The 23,389-nt window shown below is 38.1% G+C and carries 15 protein-coding genes, 2 tRNA genes and 3 rRNA genes; 8 read left to right on the forward strand and 12 right to left on the reverse strand.

What is annotated here, in order from left to right:
- Nucleotides 1-24: 24 nt before the first annotated feature.
- Nucleotides 25-747, reverse strand: coding sequence for a hypothetical protein (locus DYR29_RS14610; protein WP_249413508.1), 723 nt, complete (start codon nucleotides 745-747; stop codon nucleotides 25-27).
- 47 nt (nucleotides 748-794) lie between these two features.
- Between DYR29_RS14610 and DYR29_RS14615 the strand changes: the two genes are divergently transcribed.
- Both DYR29_RS14615 and DYR29_RS14620 read left to right on the forward strand, forming a co-directional pair.
- Nucleotides 795-1,772 carry an aminodeoxychorismate synthase component I gene (locus DYR29_RS14615; protein ID WP_213277444.1) on the forward strand — a complete coding sequence of 326 codons (978 nt, stop codon included), beginning with the start codon at nucleotides 795-797 and terminating at the stop codon, nucleotides 1,770-1,772.
- Entirely contained in the window at nucleotides 1,756-2,382 is a 627-nt protein-coding gene (locus tag DYR29_RS14620) for an aminotransferase class IV (RefSeq protein WP_213277445.1), read from the forward strand. Before DYR29_RS14615 ends, DYR29_RS14620 begins: the two co-directional genes overlap by 17 nt.
- A 2-nt stretch (nucleotides 2,383-2,384) precedes the next feature.
- Here the strand turns inward: DYR29_RS14620 and menD are convergent, their stop codons facing one another.
- Nucleotides 2,385-4,055 (reverse strand): 2-succinyl-5-enolpyruvyl-6-hydroxy-3-cyclohexene-1-carboxylic-acid synthase, encoded by a 1,671-nt coding sequence (gene menD / locus DYR29_RS14625; protein ID WP_213277446.1) that lies wholly within the window; start codon nucleotides 4,053-4,055, stop codon nucleotides 2,385-2,387.
- Nucleotides 4,056-4,139: 84 nt separating this feature from the next.
- Here menD and DYR29_RS14630 point away from each other — a divergent pair, with 84 nt between their 5' ends.
- The gene (locus DYR29_RS14630; RefSeq protein WP_213277447.1) at nucleotides 4,140-5,090 is read left to right on the forward strand and encodes an isopenicillin N synthase family dioxygenase; all 951 of its coding nucleotides are present in this window, start codon (nucleotides 4,140-4,142) and stop codon (nucleotides 5,088-5,090) included.
- Nucleotides 5,091-5,144: 54 nt separating this feature from the next.
- On the opposite strand, the gene DYR29_RS14635 is transcribed toward DYR29_RS14630, so the two are convergent.
- On the reverse strand, nucleotides 5,145-5,417 hold the full coding sequence (locus DYR29_RS14635) for a bacteriocin-like protein (RefSeq protein WP_047420741.1): 273 nt from the start codon (nucleotides 5,415-5,417) through the stop codon (nucleotides 5,145-5,147).
- Nucleotides 5,418-5,643: 226 nt separating this feature from the next.
- Between DYR29_RS14635 and DYR29_RS14640 the strand changes: the two genes are divergently transcribed.
- Entirely contained in the window at nucleotides 5,644-5,805 is a 162-nt protein-coding gene (locus DYR29_RS14640; RefSeq protein ID WP_213277448.1) for a bacteriocin-like protein, read from the forward strand.
- Nucleotides 5,806-6,614: 809 nt separating this feature from the next.
- Here DYR29_RS14640 and rrf read toward each other — a convergent pair.
- The 7 genes from rrf to DYR29_RS14675 all read right to left on the reverse strand — a co-directional run bounded on the left by rrf (nucleotide 6,615) and on the right by DYR29_RS14675 (nucleotide 14,504).
- Nucleotides 6,615-6,722, reverse strand: a 5S ribosomal RNA gene (gene rrf, locus DYR29_RS14645).
- Nucleotides 6,723-6,897: 175 nt separating this feature from the next.
- A 23S ribosomal RNA gene (locus DYR29_RS14650) occupies nucleotides 6,898-9,655 on the reverse strand.
- Nucleotides 9,656-9,808: 153 nt separating this feature from the next.
- Nucleotides 9,809-9,882, reverse strand: a tRNA-Ala gene (locus DYR29_RS14655).
- An 83-nt stretch (nucleotides 9,883-9,965) separates the two neighbouring features.
- Nucleotides 9,966-10,039 (reverse strand) — tRNA-Ile (locus DYR29_RS14660).
- A gap of 214 nt (nucleotides 10,040-10,253) precedes the next feature.
- Nucleotides 10,254-11,770, reverse strand: a 16S ribosomal RNA gene (locus tag DYR29_RS14665).
- The 16S, 23S and 5S rRNA genes sit together here with 2 tRNA genes alongside, the layout of an rRNA operon.
- 1,370 nt (nucleotides 11,771-13,140) lie before the next feature.
- Nucleotides 13,141-14,187 (reverse strand): PA0069 family radical SAM protein, encoded by a 1,047-nt coding sequence (locus DYR29_RS14670; protein WP_213277449.1) that lies wholly within the window; start codon nucleotides 14,185-14,187, stop codon nucleotides 13,141-13,143.
- Nucleotides 14,188-14,309: 122 nt separating this feature from the next.
- Nucleotides 14,310-14,504 (reverse strand): hypothetical protein, encoded by a 195-nt coding sequence (locus DYR29_RS14675; RefSeq protein ID WP_047378034.1) that lies wholly within the window; start codon nucleotides 14,502-14,504, stop codon nucleotides 14,310-14,312.
- A gap of 175 nt (nucleotides 14,505-14,679) precedes the next feature.
- Here DYR29_RS14675 and DYR29_RS14680 point away from each other — a divergent pair, with 175 nt between their 5' ends.
- Nucleotides 14,680-15,030: a hypothetical protein gene (locus DYR29_RS14680; protein WP_213277450.1), complete on the forward strand. Its 351-nt coding sequence runs from the start codon at nucleotides 14,680-14,682 to the stop codon at nucleotides 15,028-15,030.
- Between the two features lie 102 nt (nucleotides 15,031-15,132).
- Here DYR29_RS14680 and DYR29_RS14685 read toward each other — a convergent pair whose 3' ends face one another.
- Both DYR29_RS14685 and DYR29_RS14690 read right to left on the reverse strand, forming a co-directional pair.
- Nucleotides 15,133-17,784 carry a hypothetical protein gene (locus DYR29_RS14685; RefSeq protein WP_213277451.1) on the reverse strand — a complete coding sequence of 884 codons (2,652 nt, stop codon included), beginning with the start codon at nucleotides 17,782-17,784 and terminating at the stop codon, nucleotides 15,133-15,135.
- A 30-nt stretch (nucleotides 17,785-17,814) separates the two neighbouring features.
- Nucleotides 17,815-18,612, reverse strand: coding sequence for a DUF2797 domain-containing protein (locus DYR29_RS14690; RefSeq protein WP_213277452.1), 798 nt, complete (start codon nucleotides 18,610-18,612; stop codon nucleotides 17,815-17,817).
- 89 nt (nucleotides 18,613-18,701) lie between these two features.
- On the opposite strand from DYR29_RS14690, the gene DYR29_RS14695 reads away from it, so the two are divergent.
- The 3 genes from DYR29_RS14695 (at nucleotide 18,702) to secA (ending at nucleotide 23,290) form a co-directional block, all read left to right on the forward strand.
- Complete coding sequence (locus DYR29_RS14695; protein ID WP_213277453.1) at nucleotides 18,702-19,730, forward strand: GDP-mannose 4,6-dehydratase; 1,029 nt, start codon at nucleotides 18,702-18,704, stop codon at nucleotides 19,728-19,730.
- 136 nt (nucleotides 19,731-19,866) lie between these two features.
- The gene (locus tag DYR29_RS14700; protein WP_002662059.1) at nucleotides 19,867-20,088 is read left to right on the forward strand and encodes a DUF2795 domain-containing protein; all 222 of its coding nucleotides are present in this window, start codon (nucleotides 19,867-19,869) and stop codon (nucleotides 20,086-20,088) included.
- 127 nt (nucleotides 20,089-20,215) lie between these two features.
- Nucleotides 20,216-23,290 carry a preprotein translocase subunit SecA gene (gene secA / locus DYR29_RS14705; protein ID WP_213277454.1) on the forward strand — a complete coding sequence of 1,025 codons (3,075 nt, stop codon included), beginning with the start codon at nucleotides 20,216-20,218 and terminating at the stop codon, nucleotides 23,288-23,290.
- Nucleotides 23,291-23,389 lie beyond the last annotated feature (99 nt).

Consider the following 23,389-nt stretch of genomic DNA (forward strand, 5'->3'; position numbering starts at 1 on the left):
AATCACATTAAACACGAATGAATTTTAACTTTTCTCTGAAAAAACCGTTTTATACAATGAATAAATCATCGCATTCCAAAAAGGAAAAGTGAAAAGTCCTCCTATCAAAAACAGAGCAAAACCCAAATACTTAAATAGAAAAGCAACGATTACACAAACCATTATTTCAACGAAATACATTTTAAGAGCTTTAAAGTTCAGAGAAATTGCTTCGAATATCCTTTTATCCGTAAAAAACATAAGTGGTGCAACAAAAAGAGTCACAGCAACCCAAGCAACGGCCAATACTACGGTAGGAATTGTAAATTTGTAAATAAAGAACCAGAAAAGAAAATACCCTACATATTTAAAAAAGTTGAGTCCATTGTATCCTGCAAACAGATCTCCGATGACAATATTTTCTTTAAGATCAATTTTCCTGAAAATCTGGAACATCCCGAGATTCAATGGATATAAAAATGCTGTAGTTCCCCAGATAGCCAGGGTAAACATCTGATAATTTTCGGTTGCCGTTATTGCTTCCATTTTTTTCAGATATGCTTTTGTTCCCTGCAAAAAAGCTTCCTCCAATTCTTTATTGTAAGAGAAAACGTCATATTTTGTTCCAAAAAGCATAACTGCGGTAAGCAATATTCCAAAAAAGATGATGGAAAACATCAACTGAAAAACCAGTGTTTTATTCCAATAAAAAAAAGCCTGCTTCAATATAAAATCTAGTCCCGGTTTCTGAGGATATTTGTTCTGCATCATAAAAAATTTATGCAAAAGTAAACATCAATAATTATTTTTGCAGAATGTTTTCAGTGAATCATCAAAAATTTATGGAAATGGACGAGCTTTCTCTTCAGAAGGTTCCCTATTTTTTCGTAATCGACTTTCTCTCGGAGAGCGTCGAAATATATCAGGAACATGAAATTGACAAATCAGGTTTAATAATTGATTTTCAAGAGTTTTCAAACACAAAAGAAATACAAGCGCTAGATAAAAAGGTAGTCTGGAAATCGTTTCCTGAAACATTGGAAAGCTTTAAAATTGGTTTTGATAAAGTTCAGAAAAATATTCGTTTGGGAAACTCTTATTTAGTAAACTATACTAGAAAAACGAAGATAGAGACAAATTTAACCTTAGAAGAAATTTTTTATCATTCAAATGCAAAGTATAAAGTTTTTTATAAAGATTTTTTTGTATTTTTTTCTCCTGAAACTTTTGTTAAGATCATTAACGGTAAAATTTTAACCTATCCCATGAAAGGCACCATTGATGCCTCTATTGAAAATGCTGCGGAAATACTGAAGAATGATAAAAAAGAAAAAGCAGAACATTACACTGTAGTAGATCTGCTTCGGAATGATCTGAGCATAGTAGCTGATGATGTAAAGGTGGACCAGTTCCAGCATATTGATTTCATCAAAACCCAACAAAAGGATCTGTATGCAATGAGTTCTGAGATTTCAGGAATGATAAAACCTGAATTTGATGGAAAAGTAGGAAGCATCATGCAGAAGCTTCTTCCCGCAGGCTCTATTTTAGGAGCTCCCAAACCTAAAACACTGGAAATAATTCTGGATGCAGAAGGGTATGAAAGAGGCTATTACACGGGCGTTTGCGGCTGGTTTGACGGCCAGAATGTTGACAGCTGTGTGATGATCCGTTTTATAGAGAAAGAAGGAAATCAACTTTATTTCAAAAGTGGAGGCGGTATAACGCATATGAGTAAGTTAGAAGACGAATATCAGGAAATGAAAAATAAAATCTATGTCCCAATTCATTGAAAGCATTAAAGTAGAAGATCAGGAGATTTTTCTATTGGATCTACACCAGAAACGTGTCAATCAAACATTTTCCCATTTCGGGAAAGAAGACTCTATTGATCTGGCCAAGATCTACAAAAATCTACAGCATGATGAAGATGGTCTTTTCAAATTAAGAATTTCTTATGATCTCGACAAAAGAGTCAGAACACAGATGATTCCTTATGCGATTCCTGAAATTCAGGATTTCAAGCTGGTAGAAAATAACAGTTTTGATTATTCATTCAAGTTTGAAGACCGTAAGGAGTTGGATAAAATGAAGATGAAATCTAAAACAGAAGAGATTATCATTGTCAAAAATAATCACATCACCGACACCTCTTTTTCCAACCTTTTATTTTTAAAAGGGAAAGACTGGTTTACTCCCACTACCTATCTTCTGAACGGAGTACAGAGACAGCATCTTTTAAAGCACAAAAAGATCAAAGAAACGGAGATCACTTTACAAAATATAAAGCAGTTCACCCATTTCCAGATCATTAATGCATTGAATGATTTTGATGATATGTTCATCTATCCTATCGACAGAATTATCAATCTGCCGGGGAATGAAGAGTATCTTGATCTTTAAGATTATTTCATAAACTCAAAGTATGACTTCAGCACATCTGCGCTATTCTTCCCGTGAGTATTTACTTCCAGGATTTTTGGTTGTGCATCAGGTTTGAAGAAATTCTCCAGAACTCTGTCAAGCGTAATTTCATCTTCTACCTTTACGTAGGAGAACCCAAAGTGCTTGGCAAGAGATTCTGCATTCTTACGGTGTTTTGTGGCAATAAACTCGTCTAATGTATTCGGGTTGGCATTTCCAGGCCCCGGAATGATCTTAAAGATATTTCCTTCACCGTTATTGAAGATCATGATTCTTACAAACGGAGGAATATATTGATTCCAAAGTCCGTTGATGTCATAAAAGAAACTTAAATCTCCTGTAATCAGCAAAGTAGGATTTTCATTTTTAATAGCAAACCCCATTGCCGTAGAAGTAGATCCGTCAATACCGCTGGTTCCTCTGTTACAGTACATTTTTCGCTTTCCAAAATCAAACAGCTGTGCATATCTGATCCCAGAAGAATTACTGAAATGGATGTTATAATTTTCAGGAATCGTCTGTGAAGCCTTATTGAAGAAATAAAAATCTGAGAATTCAATCGTATTCAAAAACTGCTCGTGTTTAGCATCTTTTTTATCCCTTAAAACGTCCCAAAGATTAAAATAAGGTCTGGGCTCCAGATTGATAAATTTCAACAATTTTGAGAAGAAAACTTCAGGCTTAACTTCAATTTTTTCTGTCAGTGAGAAATAAGTATCCGGCTGCCATACTTCATCCAAGTGCCAGTGCTGTTTAGGACGAGCACTTCTCAGGAACTGTTTTACTTTTTTAGAAACAACGTTCTGCCCCACTGTAATCAACAGATCCGGAGCGTAGGTTTTATAGTCTTCTTCTGTAAAATTAAATATATAACGGTCTATATGTTTAAAAAACTTCTCATGATGAAGGTTAGAATTAGCTTCACTCAAAACAATCACAGAATGGTTTTTCACCAATTGAGTCAATTGATTTTCCAGCTCAGGGCTATAATCTCTGGTTCCTACCAACAACATAATTCTTTGTGATGTATGCCATTCTGCAATTAAATTTGAAGGAATTTCATACTCTTTGTACTTGATTGTTTTTTCTACTGTAGGAAAAGTAGGAAGTTCTGATACAAGCTCATACAAAGGCTCCTCCAAAGGAATATTAATATGCACCGGTCCCTGTTTTTCAAAGCAAAGTTCAATGGCTTTTTTAATCGTATCGAAATTAATATCTTCTGCATGTTCTTTGCTGTCTTCCAAAAGCTGGAAGTCACCATAGGAATGCTGATGAAAAACATCCTTCTGTCTTATCGTCTGACCATCGAACAGATCAACATAATCAGTTGGTCGGTCGGCAGTAAGTACCAAAAGTGGAATATTCTGATAAAAAGCTTCAGTAACAGCAGGATAATAGTTTACCACTGCAGATCCGCTGGTACAGGTAATTGCTACCGGTTTCTTTTCGCTTTTCGCCATTCCCATTGCCACAAAAGCAGCACTTCTTTCGTCTACAATACTGTAACAGTTAAAACTATCTACCTCCGAAAAATGAATGGCCAAAGGAGCATTTCTTGACCCCGGAGAAATCACGATATCAGCAATTCCGTACTGTTGAAGAAGATGTGCAAGTATTTGGATACTTCTCTTAGAAGAATATTTTTTCATACAGCAAATTTAACTTATAAATAATGATTTTAAAATCATTTAAATTAAAAAAAATGTAATTTTGCTGTTCGTAAATTTCTAAAAATGGATAAAATACCTAGTGTAGACCTGCGTGATTTCCTTTCGGACAACCCGGAACGCAAACAGAAATTTGTAAATGAAATCGGAAAAGCTTATGAAGAAATTGGTTTTGTAGCCTTAAAAGGCCACTTTCTTGATGACAACCTAGTGGATGATTTGTATGGAGAGGTAAAAAACTTTTTTGAACAGCCAGCGGAAACGAAACAGAAGTATGAGATTCCAGGAATTGGTGGCCAGAGAGGTTATGTAGGATTCGGTAAAGAAACTGCAAAAGGTTTCAAAAAAGGAGACTTAAAAGAATTTTGGCACTTTGGACAATATCTGTCTGATGATTCAAAATACAAAACTGAGTATCCGGACAATGTAATTGTTGATGAACTTCCAAAATTCAACGAAGTTGGTAAAGAGGCATTCCAGATGCTTGAAAAAACCGGACAGTATGTTCTAAGAGCTTTAGCATTGCACCTTGGCTTAAATGAATTTTATTTTGATGACAAAATCGCAGAAGGAAATTCTATTTTAAGACCTATTCACTATCCGCCAATTACTGAAGAACCGGATGACGCGGTAAGAGCAGCAGCTCATGGAGATATCAACCTTATTACTCTTTTAATGGGAGCACAGGGTAAAGGTCTTCAGGTTCAGAACCACAATGGAGAATGGATTGATGCCATTGCAGAACCAGATGAATTGATGATCAATGTTGGAGATATGCTTTCAAGACATACCAACAACAAATTGAAATCTACTATCCACAGAGTGGTAAACCCACCAAGAGAGTTGTGGAGTACTTCAAGATATTCAATTCCTTTCTTTATGCATCCTGTAAGTGCAATGTCTTTAAATGCACTTGAAAATTGTGTAGATGAAAACAATCCGAAACTGTACGAAGATACTACTGCCGGAGAATTCCTGCATGAAAGATTGATCGAACTGGGATTGATTAAAAAATAAATAAAGAGGCTGTCTCGATCTTGAGACAGCCTCTTTTTATTCCTATTTGTATCACTATCCTGTTATACAATAAAACTCAGGGCATGGTGTAGGCTGAGTAAAAGTTCCCCACGGACAGATACATGTATAAGAATCACCGCCACCGCCTGGGTTTCCTCCTCCTCCCGGATTTCCTCCATAAGGTACACATTTTCCACCTGAACAGATCTCTCCTGCAGAGCACCCTCCTTCCCCTGGTCCTCCACCTTCAAAACAATATGCCGGAAAGTCTATTCCAGCAACAATACTTTTCTTGTCTTCTCTTGAAAGTTTTTTTAGATTTTTCATAGTTTTTGATTTTTGGTATTTCCTACTCTATAAGCTTTTCGGATAACGCTTGTTTAAAAATAATATTTATTTAACTAATAATCAAATAATTAAATGAAATTGAGTTTCAAACAGATTCAAGAGACTATAATTTTACTAAACTTTATTTTTTTATATACTATATCTTGTTTAATTAAAAATATTTTAACTATTTTTACTTTACCTACAAATTTTTAATTAAAACAATATGAAAAATTTAAAAAAACTACAAAAAGACCAATTAAAAAACATTTCCGGAGGTGCTACTCTTCCTGAAGCAGATTTCTGCATGTATTATTGCAGCGGAGTAATTGTTTGTGCTACGTGCAGTGATGATTTCAAATGCCCGGACACAAATAATGATATGTAAGATTGAAAATCAAAATGTCATAAAATGGGAACCGTTTCTTTGTTGAAGCGGTTTTTTATTTCTGTATGCTTACAATAGCGTAGATTTTAGCTCCTCTTATAGCATTTCCACACATAGATGTATTTTAATAAAAAAGAGATTGATTATGAGCTTAAAAATAATGTCTGATAGTAATAAGTAATACTGGTATTAAATTAGAAAATGCTTTAGCATTAATAAAGAAGAGCATTCTCCCGCTATCCATTCATACTCCTCGTGCCAGTGCTTTCCTACCCTTAAACCAAACAGATTTCCCACGCAAGCTGCGGGATAACCATTACTATCGGGGCTAGGGAAGACGAATGATGAACGATAATTATGAATTAATAAATTATGAGTTGTTGAAGCGATCCTGTCTAAGAATGATCAATTTTACATTCTAAGATCTAGTATCCCCAATTATGTCATTCCGCAGGAATCCAGCCACATTTATTAACGTGAAGGTTTCAAAGGGAAAATATACCACAGTTTCATTTAATTCAGACGATTTGATATTGTAAAATATGTTTGATGATAGAATTTAAAATGGATTATTCGGACTCCTGCGGAGTGACAAGATAGTATGTGCTCTGAATGATAAGTAATAAGTGATCAATGCAATGTATGATTTGGATTGGATAGCAACAGCAAACAATCAAAATCATTATTGACTGTTCATTACTTACTGCCGATTGCTGATTACTGATTACTCATTGCTTATGTTTGAGTTGGGTATAAAGCAAAAAAAAATCCTTTATCATAAGATAAAGGATTTTTAAAAATAAAATAAAAACTGGCGGCGGCCTACTCTCCCGCTTTCGCAGTACCATCGGCGCTGGTGGGCTTAACTTCTGTGTTCGGAATGGGAACAGGTGAGCCCCACCGCTAAAACCACCCTAAAGAAGGTATATAGCATCTGGCTATTTGCTGCTGGCTCTTGGCTATTTGCCATTCGCTAACCGCTAGTCGCCAATTGCATTTTTAAGCGATAAAAACTTTCACAAAGACAAAACCTTCACTGCGCATAAAGTACTTGTCGTATTTATTATTTAATAATTTGATATAGCAACCAAAGGCTATAAATCTACGGGTAATTAGTACTACTCGGCTATGACATTACTGTCTTTACACCTGTAGCCTATCAACGTCGTCATCTACAACGACCCTTAAAAGATGTCTCATCTTGAGGCGAGTTTCGCACTTATATGCTTTCAGTGCTTATCTCTTCCAAACGTAGCTACTCAGCGGTGCACCTGGCGGTACAACTGATACACCAGAGGTTTGTTCAATTCGGTCCTCTCGTACTAGAATCAAGCCCTCTCAAACATCTAACGCCCGCAATAGATAGAGACCGAACTGTCTCACGACGTTCTGAACCCAGCTCGCGTGCCACTTTAATGGGCGAACAGCCCAACCCTTGGGACCTTCTCCAGCCCCAGGATGTGACGAGCCGACATCGAGGTGCCGAACCTCCCCGTCGATGTGAGCTCTTGGGGGAGACTAGCCTGTTATCCCCGGAGTACCTTTTATCCTATGAGCGATGGCCCTTCCATACGGAACCACCGGATCACTATGTCCTGCTTTCGCACCTGATCGACTTGTAGGTCTCACAGTCAAGCACCCTTATGCCATTACACTCTACGCACGGTTACCAAGCGTGCTGAGGGTACCTTTGAAAGCCTCCGTTACTCTTTTGGAGGCGACCACCCCAGTCAAACTACCCACCACGCAATGTCCTTCTAAAAGAAGTTAGGCTCCAAGTAAGTAAAGGGTGGTATTTCAACGTTGGCTCCACCTACACTAGCGTGCAAGCTTCAAAGCCTCCCACCTATCCTACACATTACTTACTCAAAGTCAATACGAAGTTATAGTAAAGGTTCACAGGGTCTTTTCGTCCCATTGCGGGTAATCGGCATCTTCACCGATACTACAATTTCACCGAGCTCGTGGCTGAGACAGTGCCCAGATCGTTACACCATTCGTGCAGGTCGGAACTTACCCGACAAGGAATTTCGCTACCTTAGGACCGTTATAGTTACGGCCGCCGTTTACTGGGGCTTCAGTTAATGCCTTCGGTTTAACCCTAAGCACCTTCCTTAACCTTCCAGCACCGGGCAGGTGTCAGACCCTATACAGCATCTTTCGATTTAGCAGAGTCCTGTGTTTTTGATAAACAGTCGCCTGGGCCTCTTCACTGCGGCCACCATTGCTGATGGCGTCTCTTCTTCCGAAGTTACGAGACTATTTTGCCTAGTTCCTTAGCCACGACTCACTCGAGCACCTTAGGATTCTCTCCTCGACCACCTGTGTCGGTTTTGGTACGGGTTGCTTCACTTCGGCTTTTCTTGGATCAGATTACACTACAGCAGCTTCGCCCGAAGGCTAGGCCTTGACTATTCCGTCAGTCTTTAGCAGCTACATCCAACCGTCCCCTTTTTAGTGTGAGCAAGTATGGGAATATTAACCCATTGTCCATCCACTACCCCTTTCGGGTTCGCGTTAGGTCCCGACTAACCCTCAGCTGATTAGCATGGCTGAGGAAGCCTTGGTCTTTCGGTGAGCAGGTTTCTCGCCTGCTTTATCGTTACTTATGCCTACATTTTCTTTTCTATCCGCTCCACAATACCTCACGATACTGCTTCGGCGCAAATAGAATGCTCTCCTACCAGATATATCTAAAATATAAATCCATAGCTTCGGTAATATGTTTATGCCCGATTATTATCCATGCCGGACCGCTCGACTAGTGAGCTGTTACGCACTCTTTAAATGAATGGCTGCTTCCAAGCCAACATCCTAGCTGTCAATGCAGTCCAACCGCGTTGCTTCAACTTAACATATATTTTGGGACCTTAGCTGTTGGTCTGGGTTCTTTCCCTCTCGGACATGGACCTTAGCACCCATGCCCTCACTGCCGTAGAACATTTATTAGCATTCGGAGTTTGTCAGGAATTGGTAGGCGATGAAACCCCCGCATCCAATCAGTAGCTCTACCTCTAATAAACTTATATACGACGCTGCACCTAAATGCATTTCGGAGAGTACGAGCTATCTCCCAGTTTGATTGGCCTTTCACCCCTACCCACAGGTCATCCGAAGACTTTTCAACGTCAACCGGTTCGGTCCTCCACTCTGTGTTACCAGAGCTTCAACCTGCCCATGGGTAGATCACAAGGTTTCGCGTCTAATCCTACTAACTATGCGCCCTATTCAGACTCGCTTTCGCTCCGGCTCCGGTACTTAATACCTTAACCTCGCTAGTAAAATTAACTCGTAGGCTCATTATGCAAAAGGCACGCCGTCACAGCATTACGCTGCTCCGACCGCTTGTAGGCGTACGGTTTCAGGTTCTATTTCACCCTTCTATTCGAAGTGCTTTTCACCTTTCCTTCACAGTACTTGTTCACTATCGGTCTTTCAGGAGTATTTAGCCTTGGAGGATGGTCCCCCCATATTCAGACAGGATTTCACGTGTCCCGCCCTACTCATTTATCACTCAAATATGCCTTTCATATACGGGGCTATCACCCTCTATGGCCGTTCTTTCCAGAACATTCTATTAAACATATATCAGCTTTTGGGCTAATCCGCTTTCGCTCGCCACTACTTACGGAATCTCTTCGATTTCTTTTCCTCCGGGTACTTAGATGTTTCAGTTCTCCGGGTTTGCTCCTCTTACGAGGTAATACATCTTCAATGTATTGGGTTGCCCCATTCGGACATCTGCGGATCAATTCGTGTGTGCCAATCCCCGCAGCTTTTCGCAGCTTACCACGTCCTTCTTCGCCTCTGAAAGCCTAGGCATCCGCCATACGCCCTTAACGATTTCTTTCCTATTGGTTACTCAAGCGCTTTATGCGCTCGGTTTTCTCTTTGTGATGTCTTTACCGTTAATGTCAATGATCTTAATGTCTTCTTGTCCAATTGATGAACAGATGTTGTTTTTGGCTCCATCCGTAACTTTTAAATCAATCTTCCAAAACTGTGGAGAATAAGGGAGTCGAACCCTTGACCTCCTGCGTGCAAGGCAGGCGCTCTAGCCAGCTGAGCTAATTCCCCCTCTAGTTGCTGTTGGCTTCTTGCTTCTCGCTATTGGCTCTATTGCCATCAGCTATAAGCTATTTGCCAGCCGCATTAATTAGTAGTCTCGGGCAGGCTCGAACTGCCGACCTCTACATTATCAGTGTAGCGCTCTAACCAGCTGAGCTACGAGACTGTCTCTTAGACGTAAAGAGGATAGACTGATAGATAATTGACCCGCGTCTCTTCTCTAAACTCTCTCTTCTTTGTCTCTCTCAATCCCTTTACTAATTTCTAGTGGGTTTTGTATTTTTAATATAACCAACCAAACAAAAAACTAAAGCTTTACTTTGAAGTAAGTACTTTGTATCTTACGATACTAATTTTGTTTATCGTCATAAGACGCTCTAAAATGAGATGTTCCAGCCGCACCTTCCGGTACGGCTACCTTGTTACGACTTAGCCCTAGTTACCTGTTTTACCCTAGGCAGCTCCTGTTACGGTCACCGACTTCAGGTACCCCAGACTTCCATGGCTTGACGGGCGGTGTGTACAAGGCCCGGGAACGTATTCACCGCGCCATGGCTGATGCGCGATTACTAGCGATTCCAGCTTCATAGAGTCGAGTTGCAGACTCCAATCCGAACTGAGACCGGCTTTCGAGATTTGCATCACATCGCTGTGTAGCTGCCCTCTGTACCGGCCATTGTATTACGTGTGTGGCCCAAGGCGTAAGGGCCGTGATGATTTGACGTCATCCCCACCTTCCTCTCTACTTGCGTAGGCAGTCTCACTAGAGTCCCCAACTTAATGATGGCAACTAGTGACAGGGGTTGCGCTCGTTGCAGGACTTAACCTAACACCTCACGGCACGAGCTGACGACAACCATGCAGCACCTTGAAAAATGTCCGAAGAAAAGTCTATTTCTAAACCTGTCATTTCCCATTTAAGCCTTGGTAAGGTTCCTCGCGTATCATCGAATTAAACCACATAATCCACCGCTTGTGCGGGCCCCCGTCAATTCCTTTGAGTTTCATTCTTGCGAACGTACTCCCCAGGTGGCTAACTTATCACTTTCGCTTAGTCTCTGATTCCGAAAAACCAAAAACGAGTTAGCATCGTTTACGGCGTGGACTACCAGGGTATCTAATCCTGTTCGCTCCCCACGCTTTCGTCCATCAGCGTCAGTTGTTGCTTAGTAACCTGCCTTCGCAATTGGTGTTCTAAGTAATATCTATGCATTTCACCGCTACACTACTTATTCCAGCTACTTCAATAACACTCAAGACCTGCAGTATCAATGGCAGTTTCACAGTTAAGCTGTGAGATTTCACCACTGACTTACAGATCCGCCTACGGACCCTTTAAACCCAATAAATCCGGATAACGCTTGCACCCTCCGTATTACCGCGGCTGCTGGCACGGAGTTAGCCGGTGCTTATTCGTATAGTACCTTCAGCTACTCTCACGAGAGTAGGTTTATCCCTATACAAAAGAAGTTTACAACCCATAGGGCCGTCGTCCTTCACGCGGGATGGCTGGATCAGGCTCTCACCCATTGTCCAATATTCCTCACTGCTGCCTCCCGTAGGAGTCTGGTCCGTGTCTCAGTACCAGTGTGGGGGATCACCCTCTCAGGCCCCCTAAAGATCGTAGACTTGGTGAGCCGTTACCTCACCAACTATCTAATCTTGCGCGTGCCCATCTCTATCCACCGGAGTTTTCAATTTCTAATGATGCCATCAAAAATATTATGGGGTATTAATCTTCCTTTCGAAAGGCTATCCCCCAGATAAAGGCAGGTTGCACACGTGTTCCGCACCCGTACGCCGCTCTCAAGATCCCGAAAGATCTCTACCGCTCGGCTTGCATGTGTTAGGCCTCCCGCTAGCGTTCATCCTGAGCCAGGATCAAACTCTCCATTGTATGTTTGTCTGACTCACTCAAAGTTTTTTAACGCTTTAGTTTTTCCTTACTTGGTTGTTATATTGTATGTCAATGATCTTTATATCTTTCGCTTTTTAACGTAGCAATCTTCTCTGTCAGTGTCGCTCCGTATTTGCGAGTGCAAAAGTAAAACTTTATTTCTTAATGACCAAATGTTTTGAAAGAAAATTTTAAAGTTTTTTTAAGTAACCTTAATTCCTTTCTTAACCTTAATCACCCTACTCCTGCGCTCCCTTTATTTGGGACTGCAAAGATACAAACTCTTTTTTAACCCGCAACTTTTTTTAATAAAAGTTTTGAAGTTTTTTCGTCCGTCTCTTTTTGAAGTATCTTAATGTCTTAGCTTATCTAAAAGCTCTTCTGCGCTACTGATGTACTCTCGTTTTCAGTGGGGCAAAGATAACAACTTCTTGCAACGCAAAACAAGTTTATTTAACATAAATTTTACCTTTCCGTAATATTTAACCCTAAACTACTGAAACAAAGGATCAAAAATTTTAAACATTTGTTTGGAAGAAGGAAGGGAAAGTTGGAGAGTTGGAGGGTTTGAGCGTGGGAGAGGGTTTTCGTTCGGTGGAAAGGGATTCGGGATACGAGGTGCGGGGTGCGAGGTTTGGGATGTGGATGATCAAAATAATATATATATAATTATATAAAATAGCTTTTTAAAAGTTTTGGCTGCGGTCTAGTATTTATAATCATTATTATTCTATATCCCGGATAGTATTGTTACTCCGTAGGAGTCTGGATAAAACTCTTTCGAAAAATTAAAATAGCAGAAATATAATTCAGCTTAATTAAAATGCTTCGACTCAGCTCAGCATGACACTGCTAATACTAACTGCTAAAAAAATCTTAAACATATTCTGCCAACTTCCTTCCTTTAAAAGCTCTCGTAAAGAAGTTTGGATTCCTGAGCAATGACACAATGGAGATTTATACCCACTAACCACCTAACATAAAAATCAGGAATATGAAAATTCAACAACAATGTTCTGCATAGAAACACGAAACTCGAAACTCAATAACCCGAAACTCATTATTTATAATTCATAACTTATAATTCATCATTCGTCTCCCTAGCCCTGATAGAAATGGTTACCCCGCAGCTTGAGTTGGAGAGCAGATGATTTTTAGCGCGGGACAGCTCCGCGCGAGGAGTAGGAATGGATAGCAGGATAAGCTCCTGAAAAAAATCGTACTATATACTATATATATGATATAGTATTAAAAATAACCAGAAGTGGAAAGTTTATTAACGACAACAATGTTGAAAACAGCTACTCTTTATACTATAATATAATAGATAAAATTAATCCGTCCGTAATGATCAATTCCGGCTGTAATGATCAATCAAATAGTCTTAATTGTTGATCGCGGGTTCCGGTAAAATTAGCAGTTGAAAGCTTTGGAAATTCTTTACCGTCAAAAAACTTCTTTCTGCCGATCTTAAAAGTGGTGTGAATCATTTCAGCGATATTGCCTTCTCCCCTCTGTCTTTCGAAATATCTTTTATCTCCAAGCTTTCCGCCCCGCATGGATCGGATAAGGTTTAAAACTTTTTGTGCCCTGTCCGGAAAATGGCTTTCTATCCAATTCACAAAAACAGGTTCAACAGTATCATTTAATCTCACCAGCGTATATCCGAATCCTAAAGCTCCTGCATCGGAAATGGCTTTTAATATATTCAGCGGTTCATCACTATTGAGTCCGGGAATGATAGGAGCAACCATTACGTGTACGGGGATGTTGTTTTCGGAAAGAATTTCTATGGCTTTTAATTTATTTTTTGCAGAACTCGTCCTGGGCTCCATCTTCCGTCTCAGTTCTTCGTTGATAGTGGGAATACTTAAAGAAACAGATACCAGATTTTGCTCTACCATAGGCTTTAAGATATCAAGATCTCTCAAAACCATTGCATTTTTTGTCAGAATATTGACAGGATGTCTGTAATCAAGACAGACCTGCAGTAGTTTTCGGGTGATTTCAAATTGTCTTTCGGCGGGCTGATAGCAGTCTGTGTTACCGGATAGCAGAATTGGAGCTGCTTTATACCCTCTTTTTTGAAAAAATTTCTCCAGCAATTCCGGGGCATTTTTCTTTACCATGATCTTTCTTTCAAAATCAATCCCGGCGCTGTACCCCCAATATTCATGGGTAGGTCTTGCAAAACAGTAAGAACAGCCATGTTCACATCCCTGATAAGGATTCATAGAATATTCCATCGGAAGATCCTCGCTTTTCACCTGATTAACAATGGTTTTGGGAAAAACTTCAGTGAAGGAGGTTTTTATTGTTTCGAAATCTTCATCATCAGGTTCATAGGTATACCTGTCGAAACGATTAATAACGTTCCGCTGAGCTCCCTGACCTTTTATGAAATTTTCGTTTTGCATTCCTGTGTAAAATTAGAATGGAATTTGCATAAAATAATGAGTTTTAACATTAAAGTTTTCCACAAAAAAATCCAACACTTTCAAAAGCGTTGGATTTTAACATAATTAAATATATTTTTTTACTACTTCAGTGCGTAAAATTCCACTCCGTGAGTTTCATCATCCTGATTCTTTTCATCAAAGTGTCTGTGATAATCCGAATAGGAATCACTATATTTTTTATCTTTTTTAGTCAATATTTTTTTTATGCTTATTAAACTTAATACTGCCAAAAGACCAACTCCTCCTGCCAGTAAAACTCCAACTTCTTTTTTCATATTTTCTTTGATTTAATATTGTTAGCATTGCAAAAAGCATACCTATTTTATTTTTTCAAATTATAAATTTTGTTAACATTGAACTTTATTATTAGGGAAATTACAATCCGATATTTTTATTATATTTAAAAATTGCAATGGTTTAATTATTGTACTTAACAAGAAAAATAACATTATGGAAAATCCAGAAAACATTGACAGAATGACAACCTTAAGCCAAGTCATGAAAACGCTTTCTGAAAGAGGAATACAGCGAGAATTCAGGATGAATGAGAAATGTGAAATGAAGTTTGAAAATTCTGAAAAAGTTTATCAGCCTGCAGAATTGGTGATCTTAAAAACATACCGTTTTGAAGGAGACAGCAATCCTGATGACAATGCAGTGCTTTATGTAGTAAAAGATAATGCCGGAAACCGTGGAATGATCATAGACTCTTACGGAGCAGACAGCAATTATCCAGGTGAAGAGTTTGATAAGTTTCTAAGAGATATTCCTATATTGGAAAGTGACGAGTTCAATTTTTAAACTGAACCATTTTATATTAATTCTTTAAACCATTAAGGTTGTTTCAATAAAAAGATCGTTGGTTTTTAATCATCAATCATTCTGCTTTAATGGTTTAAAGAATTATTCTTCTGAATTTTCTTTTTTCTTGAATATATTGTTCAGAAAACCTTTCTTTTCCTTTTTTTCTGCTTCCGGTTTGGAGGCTTCTTTTTTATTTTTGATCTCCTGTTTTATTTCTTTTACAGATTGTTTCATTTCTTTCACAGAAGTGACTGCTTCTTTTACTTTCTTTTCTGTCTTTTCTACGTTTTTACCAATGAGGGTTTTCTTCAATCCTTGCTCAATTCCTTTCCAGAAGAGATTAAAGAAAGATTTTGTAGGATCCCGCTCTACATTTTCTACGGTAACAGCCTCTGGAAAACTGCCTGAATCTGACTTCAGAAAAACATTGGCAACAGCTGTAAGGAACCCTTTCTTCTCATGATTATTCTTATTAAGTACTGCAATTTTCAGGTCTTTATGTTTAAGATTAAAGGTTCCATGTAATCCGGCAGGATTTCCTTTAAAATTAAAAAGCATTTCCTGAATAGTTCCTGCAGTAGCCGTTACATGAAGGTAAGGCCTGATAAACGGATTGATTCCACTGGCGGGAAGGCCGGTAGTTTTCCCTGCAATTGTAAAATTATCATTGCTATCAGCAACATCGAAGTTCCAGTTTACGGAAAGCGGCGAGAGATTCATGAATGAACAATTGATTTTGATGTCTACTTTTGTGGGTTTTCCTTTTATTTTAGCAGAATTCAGGTTTCTGACATTCATATCAAAATTACTGAATATCAGTTTTCCGGGTCCCATACTTTCCGGAGTATCTTCTTCATAGACTAATACTGAGTTTTTCAGATCAAGAGTATTGATCGTCATCGGAATTTTAATAGAACGCAGCATTTTGGAATACAATGCTTTTATTTTTGGATCGTCTTTCGGAATTTTGCTTCTGAAAATATTGGCATCTGCTGACTGGATTGTTATATGGGAAGCATTCACCATTTTATGATGAGAAAATAAATCCCACGTTCCTTCTGCCGATATTTGCCCGGCTTTGATATCATATAGATCTCTCTCAACAGGAATCATTCTGATAAACTGAGCCCTCGAAACAAGTGGTTTCATGGCAAAATTATTGATCTGAACTTTATTTTTATTAAGTTTCAGAAGCCCTAAGCTCATATTATAGAACTGTGTTTTATATGCAAAGTTCCGGGTGGTGAGATAATAATCTTTAACTTTAAATGATAATCCTGACTGATTTGGCTTGGGAGCTAATTCTATAGCGTTAAGTGTAGCATTCAAATCATGAAAAACCAAGGGTTCTTTCCCATTATCATAAGTAATATTTGAATTTTTCAAAGACATTTTACCTACAACAACAGATTGTATGATTCCAGGGCCCGAAGTTTTATTTTGCTTCTTCTCCCCTGTTTTAATTGTTCCATTTACATTGTCTATAAGGATATCTTTGAGATCAAGATTCACTTTTTTATTAAGAAATTCTAATTTATTAATATTAAAAGCAATGTGATTTGTCTTTAGAACTGCAGCCGTTTTTTCTGCTGATGGAGTTCCGGGTGTCAGCAGAACATCCATGATTTCTCCGCTTTTAGGACTTAATGCAAAACTTCTTATAGAGATATTCTGATGATTGGAATATTGGATATCTTTTCCGGCAAGCAGGAAATCTTTATACCCGATAGGAATTACCTGTTGTGAACTTTCTTTATTAAACATCAGCTGATTGATGTTCAGATTAAGGTTTCCTACAGACAAGAACTTGTTTCCATCCGGTTTATTGATCTGAACTACGGCATTATTCAGTTTTATATTTTTCAAATCAACTTCAAAACTTGAATTTTTATTACTTTTTATCGCTTTTACCCCTGTATTATACACTGTAAAAGCAGGATTTTTAAAGTCAGCATTGGCAAGCGACACTTTATTTTTAGTCAATACGACATCTTTGAATTCCATTCTTGGAACGCTAAATTCAAATAATTGAGGCTTTTTAGGATAAAACTTTTTAAACTGGGTAAAAGAAAGAAGCGGAGTCAGTTTAAAATTTTCAACTGACATCTGCCCATCACGTGTATTAATCTTATGGATGGTAATAGCATAGGTTTCATCGGGACGGAAAAAGAATTTCTCTCCTTTAATGCTGTATCTGTCAAAAACTATTGGAAGTTTATTTTCAACAGACTCTTCTGTCATCTGTAAATTTTCCACAAACAGATTCAGTTGCTGTACAGATAAAAATTTCTGTTTGGTGTGTTTGAAAACGGCAATCTTTCCGTCATTGATCCTGATATTTTCAAATAAAAACGGATTTCTCTTCTTTCCGGTTTTACGATCAACAGGTTTTGCGAGAATGACATTTAAATTAGGCTTTGCCAGCAAAAGATCCGAGGAGCTTATTCTTTTATTAAAAATAGCATCATAAATTCCGAAACGGCTTATTTTCAGGGTATCAATAGTTCCCTGCAATCCAATAACGTCTGTATTTTGCGGATCTTTACTGTTAACAGAAATTCCCGAAGCAAAGATATTTCCGGTTCCTAAATCTACGTCCAGAGTTTTATAAGAGACTTTATATTCAGTATTCTTTTTTATATACTCCGGAAGCTGGGTTTTAAGCCATATATTCAGTCCGAAATTCGCAGCAATAAGAATTCCTGCTAAGATTCCGAAACTTATCAATAGTCTTTTAACCCATTTTTTCATATTTTGTGATTTGGTTTTATTTTACATCGATCAATTTTTTATTTCAAGATCGATTACATATCCTTCGTGTCCTCTTACATTGATGAAATTTCCTCCTTCAAATCCAAGATACTGTCCTTTGATGCCGGAAAATCTTCCCATAAATTCAGGTTTTTTATCTAATGTAAATGAAGTTACCTTTTCCGGTTTCTCAAAAGGGTAATCGAACATCCATAATTCTTCTCCATCTCTATAGAATTTCTGAAAATCTTCAGGAAAATATTCTCTGATTTTTTGTCTGAAGTCTGCCAGGTCTATTTCTCCTTCAAAATCGTCCTGCAACATTTTTCTCCAATTGGTTTTATCTGCCAAATGTTCTTTCAGAGCTACTTCTATCATTCCTGCTTCATAACGGTTTTCCGTTCTTGCTATGGGTAATGCAAAAGTCGCACCCTGATCAATCCATCGTGTTGGAATCTGAGTATTTCTCGTTACTCCTACTTTTACATCTCCTGTATAAGCCAGATACACGGTGTGCGGCTGAAGCTGAATTTGTTTTTCAATCTCAAGATCCCGTTCCGCAACGCCTAAATGTGCTGTAGAAAGCTCCGGACGGATAATGGTATCACTTGCATAAGGACTTTCAAAAAAGCAGTTTTTGCAGAATCCCATTCTGTAAATAGGTTTATTTTCCCCGCAGTTTACACATTGGAATCCGGTGTGCCTGATGCTTAATTCCTTTCCAATCAGCTCATTCATATGGATCAGATCTCCAGAAAGATTGAGATAGTATTGGATTGGTTTTGCATCGTAGCTTGTCATCTTTAAAATTTGCCCTTGAAACTGCATATTATATTTGTATTACTTTTTTAAGTAAATTTAATGATTATATTTTTCAAAAAGTAAAATTTATATTTTTGTACTCATAAAAAATACAAATGGTTTATCTTGTAACAGGCGGTAGTGGGTTCATCGGATCTCATTTAATTGAACGATTATTAAGAAATGGACATTCTGTCATAAACATTGACAATTTTGATGATTTCTATAATTATCAGGTAAAAATTAAAAATACTTTAGAGTCAATTGGCAAAATTTCGGATTTTGAATATTCAGACAAAGAGACTGACATCCGCCAATTGATTTCACTTACTCATTCTGACCAATATTCCCTCTATTGGCAGGATATCCGGGACCAGAAAGGTCTTGAAAACATCTTTAGAAATCACCCTATCGACATGGTGATCCATCTGGCTGCACTTGCCGGTGTACGCCCATCCATTGAACGTCCTTTAGAATATGAAGAAGTCAATATAAGAGGTACTATGAATCTTTGGGAGCTCTGTAAGGATTTTAATATTAAAAAATTTATTTGTGCTTCCTCATCAAGTGTTTACGGAAACAATGAAAAAGTCCCTTTTGCAGAAACAGATAATGTGGACAATCCGATATCACCCTATGCAGCCACTAAAAAAAGCGGTGAAATAATAGGACATGTTTACCACAATCTATACCATATAGATATGATACAGCTTAGGTTCTTCACGGTATATGGGCCAAGGCAAAGGCCGGACCTCGCCATACATAAGTTTGTAAAGCTTATTTCAGAGGATCAGGAAATTCCTTTTTATGGTGATGGCAATACTGCCAGAGACTATACTTATATAGATGACATTATTGACGGGATTACCAAGTCTGTCTTTTATCTGGAAAATAATTCCGGGATTTATGAGATTCTGAATCTCGGAGAGAATCAGGTAGTCACTTTATCAGAAATGGTTTCCACTATAGAAATGGCATTGGGAAAATCTGCCATTAAAAAAATTCTGCCAATGCAGCCGGGAGATGTCACAAAAACCAATGCTGATATTACAAAAGCAAAGGATTTAATAGGCTATAAACCGGCCACAGACTTCCAAAATGGCATAAAAAAATTTGTGGAATGGTTTTTGAGAAAACGACATTAAGTAAATTGCTGACACAGCTGCCATTCAGTTTGTGACAGCCATTTATAAGAAAAAATTATAAAAAGAATTGAAAATCAAGTATAAAAAAGTTTATTATACAACCTATTTTTATACTTTTGCAAAAAATTAGAAAATTATGTACTGGACATTAGAATTAGCTTCATATTTAAGTGACGCACCTTGGCCAATGACAAAAGCAGAGCTTATTGACTACGCAATCAGAACTGGTGCACCTATGGAGGTAGTAGAAAACCTTCAGGCAATCGAAGACGAAGGAGAAATTTATGAATCTATCGAAGAAGTATGGAGTGACTATCCTACTGACGAGGATTTCCTTTGGAACGAGGACGAATATTAATAAAGCGATAAGCTTTAGGCTGCGTGCTTAGAGCTTTTTTGCCCTTTTTTATATATTAATTTCACACGATAAGCGTGTCATTTAAAACGCTTAAAGCATCTTGCATTAAGCATAAAGCAAAAAATTTATGAGTTTTTTAAACAAAGTTCTTAAAGGGTTTTTGGGAGACAAAAAAGCGCAGGACCTAAAAGAAGTAAAAAAAGTTGTAACAAAAATCAAGGCTGTAGAACCTAACATCCAACAATTGACGGATGATGGGTTGAGACAAAAAACGGCTGAGTTTAAAGAGAATATAAAATCTGCAACCAGCAAGATCACAGCTCAAATAGAACAGATAAAAGAGCAGATAAAAAATTCAACCAATGTTGACGAAAAAGAAGCTCTTTTTTCAAAAATTGAGTCTCTAAAGAAAGAATCATACGAAATTGAAGAGAAGGTTCTTGTTCAGGTTCTTCCTGAAGCTTTTGCATTGATAAAAGAAACAGCAAGAAGATGGGCACAGAATGGAGAGATTCGTGTAACAGCAAGTGACTGGGACAGAGAACTGGCTGAAGCAGGAAAAGATTTCGTTAGCATTCAGGGAGACACAGCTGTTTGGAAAAACTCATGGGATGCTGCCGGAACTCCAGTAGTTTGGGATATGGTCCACTATGATGTTCAGTTTATCGGAGGGGTTATTCTTCACAGCGGTAAAATTGCCGAGATGGCAACCGGTGAAGGTAAAACTTTGGTAGGAACATTACCTATTTACTTAAATTCACTTCCTGAAAGAGGAGTACACGTTGTAACCGTGAACGACTATCTTGCAAAAAGAGACTCGGCATGGATGGGGCCTCTTTACCAGTTCCACGGAATGTCTATCGATTGTATCGATAACCACCAGCCGAACTCAGACGGAAGAAGAAAAGCATACAACTCAGATATTACTTACGGAACCAACAATGAATTCGGTTTCGATTACCTGAGAGATAACATGGTGACTTCACCTTCAGAACTGGTACAAAGAGAACTGAACTTTGCTATCGTGGATGAAGTTGACTCTGTATTGGTAGATGATGCAAGAACACCTTTGATCATTTCCGGTCCGGTTCCTCAGGGAGACAGACAGGAGTTTGATGTTCTTAAACCCTCTATCGACAGAATTGTTGAAGTACAAAAGAAAACGGTTTCTGCTATTTTCAACGAAGCGAAAAAATTAATCGCTGCAGGAAATACAAAAGAAGGAGGATTCAAATTACTTCAGGCTTACAGAGGTCTTCCAAAAAACAGACAATTAATCAAATTCTTATCGGAAAGCGGAAACAGAGCATTGCTCCAGAAAGTTGAAGCGCAGTATATGCAGGATAACAACCGTGACATGCCGATTGTAGATAAAGATCTTTACTTCGTTATTGAAGAGAAAAACAATCAGGTAGACCTTACAGACAAAGGTGTTGAATACATGTCTCAAGGAAACTCTGATGCCAACTTCTTCGTTCTTCCTGATATCGGGACTGAAATTGCTGAAGTAGAAGCTAAAAACCTTTCTAAAGAAGAGGAGTTTGAAGCTAAAGAAAGACTTTTCTCTGATTTTGCTGAAAAATCTGAGCGTGTTCACACGATGAGCCAGCTATTGAAAGCTTATACATTATTTGAAAAAGATGATGAGTATGTAGTCATTGATGGTGAAGTAAAAATTGTTGATGAGCAGACAGGTCGTATCATGGAGGGTCGTCGTTATTCAGACGGTCTTCACCAGGCAATTGAAGCAAAAGAGAATGTAAAAATTGAGGCAGCTACTCAAACTTTTGCAACGATCACGCTTCAGAACTATTTCCGTATGTACAATAAACTTGCGGGGATGACTGGTACAGCTGAAACTGAGGCGGGTGAACTTTGGGAAATCTACAAACTGGATGTAGTGGTTATCCCAACAAACCGTCCAATCTTAAGAAATGACAAACAGGATTTGGTTTTCAAAACCAATAGAGAAAAATATAATGCTGTAATTGAAGAAATTGAAAGATTAACTGCAGAAAAAAGACCGGTATTGGTAGGTACTACTTCTGTTGAAATTTCTCAGTTGCTTTCAAAAGCCCTTCAGTTAAGAAAGATTCCACACCAGGTACTGAACGCGAAGCTTCACAAAAAAGAAGCAGAGATTGTAGCTGGAGCAGGACAGCCGGGAGTTGTTACGATTGCAACCAATATGGCAGGTCGTGGTACGGATATCAAGCTTTCTAAAGAAGTAAAAGATGCAGGAGGTTTAGCAATTATCGGTACCGAAAGACACGATTCAAGACGTGTTGACAGACAGCTTCGAGGTAGAGCGGGACGTCAGGGAGATCCCGGAAGTTCTCAGTTCTACGTATCTCTTGAAGATAACCTGATGCGTTTGTTCGGTTCTGAGAGAATCGCTAAAATGATGGACAGAATGGGTCACAAAGAAGGTGAAGTAATTCAGCATTCTATGATCAGTAAGTCTATCGAAAGAGCACAGAAAAAAGTAGAAGAAAATAACTTCGGAACAAGAAAGAGACTTCTTGAGTATGATGACGTAATGAACAAACAACGTGATGTAATCTACAAAAGAAGAAAGAATGCTCTATTCGGAGACCACCTGAAGTATGATATCACCAATATGATTTTCGATGTAGCCAATTCTATCGTTGCGAAAGGAAAAGCTAGCGGAAGTTATAAAGATTTTGAATACGAAATCATTAAAACATTCACCATGGAATCTCCGGTTTCCCAAAGTGATTTTAATAATAAAAATGTTCAGGATCTGACGAATATCTTATTCAACGCAGCTCAGGAAGATTACAGAATGAAGTTGAATCTATTGAAAGAAAAATCATTTCCTATCATTGAGAATGTTTACCAAAATCAAGGTTCAATGTTCAAAATGATCCAGGTTCCTTTTACAGACGGACACAAAACAATGACGATTGTGGCTGATCTTAAAGAAGCGTACGATACGCAATGTGAAAGTTTAGTAAACGATTTCGAAAAGAACATCACTTTATCGATCATCGATGAAAACTGGAAACTTCACCTTCGTGAGATGGACGACTTAAGAAGATCTTCACAGGGAGCTGTTTACGAACAGAAAGATCCATTGGTAATTTATAAGCAGGAATCTTTCCACTTATTCAGTGAAATGATCGACAAATTGAACAAAGAAATTATTTCTTTCTTATATAAAGGAGAAATTCCAGCTTAAGAAAAATTTAATAATATCATCTAAAAACCGCTATGGCATTGACCATAGCGGTTTTTTGTTATTCAGTATATAATAATTTTATGATAAATATCAATCTTA

The sequence above is a fragment of the Chryseobacterium indologenes genome (assembly GCF_018362995.1).
Classification (GTDB): domain Bacteria; phylum Bacteroidota; class Bacteroidia; order Flavobacteriales; family Weeksellaceae; genus Chryseobacterium; species Chryseobacterium indologenes_G.